Here is a 6975-nt window from a genome sequence, read left to right as displayed (position 1 = left end):
AGCCCAGGCCGACGGTGCCGATACATGGGGCTCAGCCGGCCCGACGGAACCGTCCCGCTACCGGCCGCGGAAGCGGCGCCGCTCCCCCGCCCCCGCCGGGCGGGCCGAGTCGGCGAGGCGGACCACCGGATCGTCGACGCCCTCGCGCCCGGCCACCACCGGCCCCAGCGCCCGCGCAGCCTTCGCCCGGTACTGCGCGGCATCGGCCAGCCGGAACAACCGCCGCGCCGTCCGCACCGCACCGATCGGATCCCCGGTGGACGCGACCCCGCAGGCGACCCCGTCACCGAGCTCCAACTCCCCCGCCCGCAGGCACAGTTCATCGGCGACGCGCACCACCTCGTCCGACGAGGGCCCCACGGACAGCAGACAGAACTCGTCACCGCCGAGCCGCGCGGCCAAGGCACCGGGCAGCATCGCCCCGCACAGCGAGAGCACCGACCCGAACCGCTCCAGGAGCCGGTCGCCGACCGCGTGCCCGAGGCTGTCGTTGACCCGCTTGAGCCCGTTGAGGTCGCACACGACGAGGCTCACCACGACCCCCTCGGCCCGGTGCCGCTCCACGGCCTCGTCGAGCCGCAGATCGACCGCGCGGCGGTTGGCGAGCCCGGTCAGGGAGTCGGTGAAGGCGAGCCGCCGCGCCTCCTCGAGCCGCTCGGTCTGGGCGATGCCCGCGGCGACGACGGCGACGAGCACGGAGGCGAAGTCGGCGTCCTCCCGCTCGAAGGCGGGCTCCCCCCACGGCCGCGCCACATACAGCTCGCCCCACGCCCGCCCGTTCAGCACGACCGGCGCGACCACACAGCACCCGCGCCCGCGCCGCCGCAGCGCGGCCACCCGCTGATGGCAGTAGCCCGCGCGGCCCCCGTCGCCGGGCCCGGGCCCGCCCGCCGTCTCGACCCAGGCGTGCGGCTCCCCGCCCCCGGCCCACCGCTCGTGCAGAAACTCGGTGATCTCCGGGAACTGGTGGACGGGGTATGCCTCGTTGTCGGGGAACTCCTCCTCCCCGGCGGCGCGTTCACCGACGTTCGCGAGGACGCGAAGGCGCCCGCGCTCGCGCTCCCACACGGACAGCGCGGCGAAGCTCCCGCCCAGGGCGATCATGGCGCCCTGGGCGGCGGCCCGCCAGCACTCGCGCGGAGTGTGCGCGGCGGCCATGCCCTGCGCCAGGGCCACGACGGCACGCAGCCGGACATCCTCACCCATTGCTCCAGGTTACGGACATTTCACACAATGCGAGATCCAGCCGCATGAAACCCCATGGTCACGGGCCTTCCGCACCCGCCCACACCGCCCCTGTGAACCCGGCTGCTACTCCCCGGGCCACTCCGGCGTCCGCTTCTCATTGAAGGCGGCGACGCCCTCCGCCCGGTCCCCGGAGAAGGCCACGGACCGCCAGGCCGCGTCCTCGACCTCGAGGCCCGCGCGGAGGTCGAGCCCGTGCCCGAGCCGCAGCGCGCGCTTGGCGGCGCGCAGCCCGACGGGCGAGTTCCCGGCCATGCGCGCGGCGAGCGCCAGCGCTTCGTCCCGATCCTCACCGGCCCCCGCCACCACGTCCACAAGGCCCAACTCCTTGGCCTCGGCGGCCTCCACGCGCCGCGCGGAGAAGATCAGCTCGGCGGCGCGCGCGGCCCCGACTCGCCGCGGCAGCAACTGCGTACCGCCACCGCCGGGAATGACACCGACGGAGACCTCGGGCAGCCCGACCACAGCGGTCGGATCCGCGACGATGACGTCACACGACAGGGCCAGCTCGAACCCGCCCCCCAGCGCGAAGCCGTGCACGGCGGCGATGGTGGGCATCGGCAGTTCGAGCACGCCGGTGTACGCGGCCCGCGCCACGGGCCGCTGCCGCACCAACTCGGCATCGGAGAACGAATTCCGCTCCTTGAGATCGGCGCCCACGCAGAAGGCCCGCTCGTGCGTGGAGCTGAGCACGACCACGCGTACGTCACGGTCGTCGGCGAGCGCGGCGCACGCCTCGCCGATCGACCGGGCCATGGCGCTGGACACGGCGTTCATGGCCTTGGGCCGGTCCAGCGCGAGCTCAGCCACGTACCCGTGCCGCCGCACCTCCACGAAGTCCCCGAACCGACGCTCCATGACCCCTCCATCTCCGGTTAACGACCGTTACCCGGAGATCATGTCAGCTGCGGCGGGCGAGCAGCCAGGGTTCGACGATGCCGAGCCCGCGGACGGGCCGCTGCCACATGGGCTGGAGGGCGAAGCGGTACGCGGGCGGCTCCTCGCCCTCCTTCTCGGCCTTCTCGGCCAGGGCGGCGGCCTCGGTCTCGGAGGCGGGCGCGTCACCGGTCCGCACGAGCTCCTCCGCGAGCGCCCCGTCCACCAGAACAGCATCACGAGGCGCTATCGAGGTGAGCCGCGACGCCAGATTCACGGTCGTGCCGAACACATCGCCCATCCGCGTCGTCACGGTCCCGAAGGCGATGCCGACGCGCAGCTCGGGCATGGTCTCGTCGTTGGCCATGGTCTCGATGAGACGCAGGGCGATCTCGGCAGCCGTACCGGCGTCGTCGGCGGCGTACAGGACTTCGTCGCCGAGGGTCTTGATGAGCCGCCCGCCGTGGGCGGCGACCAGATCCGCGGCAGTCGTCTCGAACGCCTCGACGAGCTCGCCGAGTTCCTCTTCCTCCATACGCCGCGTGAGGCGCGTGAAGCCGACAAGATCGGCGAACCCGACGGCAAGCCGCCGATCCACCATCTCTTCATCGTCGGCAGCCTGAACGACCCGCCCGGTGGCGGCAGCGAGCTGCCGCCGCCACACGTACACAAGAAACTCCTCGAGCTCCGGCAGCAACAGCTCGACCAGCGGATACGTCACTTCCGTACGGGTCATGCCGGGTTCCGGGGGCTCGGTCAGCCCCTCCAGGAAGGAATCGATCTGCCATTCGGCCAGGCGGGCGGTGGTCTGCCCGGTCGACCGGGCCACCTGTACCGCCATGGCCTCGCTGAGCAGCCCCGCCTCGACGAGCCCGGCGAGCCGCCGCAGGGCGAGGACGTCCGCCTCGGTCAGGGCCTTGGCCTGGCCGATGTCCGGGAAGCCCATGGCGCGCCAGAAGCGCGAGGCGAGTTCCATGGAGACGCCGGCGCTGCGGGCCGCCTGGAACGGGGTGTAGCGCCGGTCCGCCCCGAGGATCAACTGCTCAAGGCGGAGGGCGAGCGGGTTGCTGTCCTCACCAAGATCGGGCTCGTCCGGCTTCTCGGACCCGGCGTCCGCGGAGCCGGATTCCGCGGCGCGCGGGTTGCCCGCTTCCGCGGGGCGGGGGTCACCGTCGGGGGCGGGGTGTGCGCCCTGGCCGGAGCCGGTGTCGTCGACGGTCACGCCTGCTGCCCTTCCGATCTGCCGCGGTCAGATATCGACCGGCGCCAACTTTACGGCAGGTGTGCCACAGCTCACTCCCGACTCCGTCCGGCGCGTTCCCTCCGAGCCGCGCCGCACCCTGCCCCACGCCCCAGGGCCCCGCCGACCTGGGGATACCCCTCCCCCCACATACCGGCACCGTCGGCCTGGGCTCCCGCCCCACAACCGAACAACAGGCGAGGCAACAACCCCCACAAAGGGAAAGCAGCCCGACGGCCTCACCCCCCGGCAGCCCGCAGATGCACCACATCCCCCGCCCCGACAGGCTCCCGAACCCCGTCCTCCGTGGCGAGGACCAACCGCCCGTCCCCGTCCACGGCCACCGCCTCACCGGTGACGGCACGCCCCCCGGGCAACTCCGCCCGCACCACGCGCCCCAACGTCGCACACCCCGCCGCGTAAGCCTCCTGAAGCCGCGCCGCCCCCGGGTCACCTCCCGCGGCCCGCCACTCCCCGTACCACCGCTCCAGCTCCCGCAGCACGGCCCGCAGCACCGGATCCCGGTCCGTGTTCACGGCCCCGGCCAGCGCCAGCGACCCCGCCCCGGGCACCGGCAGCTCGTCGGCGCGCAGTGTGACGTTGACGCCGATGCCGACGACGACGCCGCCACTCCCCACGGACCCGGCGCGCTCGGCGAGGATGCCACCGGCCTTGCGTTCTTCGCCGCCGACGGTGACCAGCAGGTCGTTGGGCCACTTCAGGGCGGTGTCGACACCGGCGGTGCGGGAGATGCCGGCGGCGACGGCGACGCCGGTGAGCAGCGGCAGCCACCCCCACCGTTCGACGGGCACGTCGTCCGGCTTGAGCAGGACGGAGAAGAAGAGCCCCGAGCGAGCGGGCGCGCTCCAGCGCCGGTCGAGCCGCCCGCGCCCGGCGCTCTGCTGCTCGGCGACGAGGACGGCCCCCTCGGGCAGCTCGTCCGCGCGGGCGGCGAGGTCGGTGTTGGTGGAGCCGGTGTCGGGGACGACGTCGAGGGAGGTCCACAGGGACCCCTCGCGGACGAGGGCGCGACGCAGGGAGCCGGCGTCGAGAGGCGGCCGGTCGAGGTCGGACCACCGGCTGGGAGCGTCGCCGGAGCCAGGGCCGGAGCCGGGACCGGAGCCAGGAGACGAGCCGGCAGACGAATCGGGCGATGAGTCGGATGAGTCATTGGACGGCGTCATGCAAGCCACCCTAGGTGTGGTAAACGCCGCACTGCACAGGCGTATCCACGCCGATACGCTACGAGTCAGTAGCCAGCAGCCGTGAGCCGTCACCGTCCCCTCTGAGCAGGCAGGGAGCCGCGCCCCGATGTCCGAGCCGCAAGAGCCCAACGAGCAGTCAGCGCAGCCCCAGCAGGCCCAGCCGCATCCGGAACCCCGGCCCGCCGGGATCGACATCCACACGACGGCGGGAAAGCTGGCGGACCTGCGGCGCCGGATCGACGAGGCGAAGCACGCGGGCAGCGAGCGGGCGGTGGAGAAGCAGCACGCAAAGGGCAAGCTGACGGCGCGAGAGCGCGTCGAACTGCTCCTGGACGAGGGTTCGTTCGTGGAGCTGGACGAGTTCGCGAGGCACCGGTCGACGAACTTCGGACTGGAGCAGAACCGCCCGTACGGAGACGGTGTGGTCACCGGCTACGGCACGGTGGACGGCCGCCCGGTGGCGGTGTTCTCGCAGGACTTCACCGTGTTCGGCGGCGCGCTGGGCGAGGTCTTCGGCCAGAAGATCGTGAAGGTGATGGACTTCGCGCTGCGGACGGGCTGTCCGGTGGTCGGCATCAACGACTCGGGCGGCGCGCGCATCCAGGAGGGCGTCATGGCCCTGGGGATGTACGGGGAGATCTTCCGCCGCAACACCCACGCGTCCGGCGTGATCCCCCAGATCAGCCTGGTCGTGGGCCCGTGCGCGGGAGGGGCGGTCTACTCCCCCGCGATCACGGACTTCACGGTGATGGTGGACCAGACGTCGCACATGTTCATCACCGGCCCGGACGTCATCAAGACGGTGACGGGCGAGGACGTGGGCTTCGAGGAGCTCGGCGGCGCGCGCACGCACAACTCCACGTCGGGCGTGGCGCACCACATGGCGGGCGACGAGAAGGACGCGATCGAGTACGTCAAGTCGCTCCTGTCGTACCTCCCGTCGAACAACCTGAGCGAGCCCCCGGCGTTCCCGGAGGAGGCGGACCTCGAACCGACGGCCGAGGACGTCGAGCTGGACACGCTGGTGCCGGACAGCGCGAACCAGCCGTACGACATGCACACGGTGATCGAGCACGTCCTGGACGACACGGAGTTCTTCGAGACGCAGCCGCTGTTCGCGCCGAACATCATCACCGGCTTCGGCCGGGTCGAGGGCCACCCCGTGGGCATCGTGGCGAACCAGCCGATGCAGTTCGCGGGCTGCCTGGACATCGACGCGTCCGAGAAGGCGGCGCGCTTCGTGCGCACCTGCGACGCGTTCAACGTGCCGGTGATCACGTTCGTGGACGTGCCGGGCTTTCTGCCGGGCGTGGACCAGGAGCACACGGGCATCATCCGCCGCGGCGCGAAGCTGATCTACGCGTACGCCGAGGCCACCGTGCCCCTCATCACCGTCATCACCCGCAAGGCGTTCGGCGGGGCGTACGACGTGATGGGCTCCAAGCATCTGGGCGCCGACCTCAACCTCGCCTGGCCGACGGCGCAGATCGCAGTGATGGGCGCGCAGGGCGCGGTGAACATCCTGCACCGCCGCACGATCGCGGCGGCCGGCGAGCCAGAGGCCCAGGAGGCCACGCGCGCACGGCTGATCCAGGAGTACGAGGACGCGCTCCTGAACCCGTACACGGCGGCGGAGCGCGGCTACATCGACGCGGTGATCCTGCCGTCGGAGACCCGCTCGCACCTCGTACGCGGGCTGCGTCAGCTGCGTACGAAGCGGGAGTCGCTGCCGCCGAAGAAGCACGGGAACATCCCCCTGTAATCAACCGAACAACAACCAGCCGAACAACAACCCCAGCCCCACCCCCACAAAGCTCCCCACCCTCCCCCGCCCCCGAGGAGCCACTTCGTGATCAAGGTCGTACGAGGCAATCCGACCCCCGAGGAGCTGGCCGCCGCCCTGGCGGTGGTCCAGGCGCGCGCCGCGGCGGCCGCGAACGCGCCGTCCGGCGCGCCCCGGCTCCCGGACGCCTGGGCGGACCCGGCCCGGGTGGCCCGCGAGCGGCTGCCCGCACCGGGCCCGGCGGCGTGGGGCCGCACGTACTGGCCGGGCTGAGCCGCGCCGGAAGCCGGAGGGAGCCGCGCCGGAAGTTGAGTACGCGTACTCAGGCGCGCGCTCCGGCGCGACCGCACCATCGAAGGCATGCTGTGGTCCGACCCGGAGAACGACCCGCCCAAGGACATGCGGGACATGCAGGCGAAGATGCGCCGTGCGGGAGTCCTGCTGGCCTTGGCGATGGTGGTCGCGATGCTGGTCTTGGGCGTGACCTGAGACGCGACGGCCAATTACCAGCCCGTCCGGCGTTTGAGGACGAGGCCCGGAGGGCCGGAGGGCCGAAAAGGGGGAGAGGGGCGAAGCCCCATGAGAGAAGCAGCCCAGGGCGCCCCCGCCAGGCCCCAGCTACCCTG

Annotated in this window: 7 protein-coding genes; 3 read left to right on the top strand and 4 right to left on the bottom strand. The window is 72.5% G+C overall.

Translation table 11 applies throughout. The features are described from left to right. Window positions 1–57: 57 nt before the first annotated feature. The 4 genes from STRAU_RS25750 to STRAU_RS25735 form a co-directional block, all read right to left on the bottom strand. Window positions 58–1206, bottom strand: a complete 1149-nt coding sequence (locus tag STRAU_RS25750; protein ID WP_016643331.1) for a GGDEF domain-containing protein — start codon at window positions 1204–1206, stop codon at window positions 58–60. Between the two features lie 105 nt (window positions 1207–1311). Continuing rightward, complete coding sequence (locus tag STRAU_RS25745; RefSeq protein ID WP_016643330.1) at window positions 1312–2103, bottom strand: enoyl-CoA hydratase/isomerase family protein; 792 nt, start codon at window positions 2101–2103, stop codon at window positions 1312–1314. 43 nt (window positions 2104–2146) lie between these two features. Continuing rightward, window positions 2147–3343 carry an adenylate/guanylate cyclase domain-containing protein gene (locus STRAU_RS25740; protein WP_016643329.1) on the bottom strand — a complete coding sequence of 399 codons (1197 nt, stop codon included), beginning with the start codon at window positions 3341–3343 and terminating at the stop codon, window positions 2147–2149. Between the two features lie 257 nt (window positions 3344–3600). Next, window positions 3601–4545 (bottom strand): biotin--[acetyl-CoA-carboxylase] ligase, encoded by a 945-nt coding sequence (locus STRAU_RS25735; RefSeq protein ID WP_016643328.1) that lies wholly within the window; start codon window positions 4543–4545, stop codon window positions 3601–3603. Window positions 4546–4672: 127 nt separating this feature from the next. Here STRAU_RS25735 and STRAU_RS25730 point away from each other — a divergent pair, with 127 nt between their 5' ends. The 3 genes from STRAU_RS25730 to mmpB all read left to right on the top strand — a co-directional run bounded on the left by STRAU_RS25730 (window position 4673) and on the right by mmpB (window position 6838). Further along, window positions 4673–6328: an acyl-CoA carboxylase subunit beta gene (locus tag STRAU_RS25730; RefSeq protein WP_016643327.1), complete on the top strand. Its 1656-nt coding sequence runs from the start codon at window positions 4673–4675 to the stop codon at window positions 6326–6328. An 87-nt stretch (window positions 6329–6415) separates the two neighbouring features. Continuing rightward, window positions 6416–6622: an acyl-CoA carboxylase epsilon subunit gene (locus STRAU_RS25725; RefSeq protein ID WP_016643326.1), complete on the top strand. Its 207-nt coding sequence runs from the start codon at window positions 6416–6418 to the stop codon at window positions 6620–6622. Window positions 6623–6709: 87 nt separating this feature from the next. Then, the gene (gene mmpB, locus STRAU_RS43875) at window positions 6710–6838 is read left to right on the top strand and encodes a morphogenic membrane protein MmpB (RefSeq protein WP_016643325.1); all 129 of its coding nucleotides are present in this window, start codon (window positions 6710–6712) and stop codon (window positions 6836–6838) included. Window positions 6839–6975: the final 137 nt, after the last annotated feature.

This window comes from Streptomyces aurantiacus JA 4570 (assembly GCF_000414115.1).
GTDB classification, from domain to species: domain Bacteria; phylum Actinomycetota; class Actinomycetes; order Streptomycetales; family Streptomycetaceae; genus Streptomyces; species Streptomyces aurantiacus_A.
The sequence above is the reverse complement of the archived record's forward strand: the minus strand, read 5'-3'. Positions and strand labels throughout refer to the sequence as shown.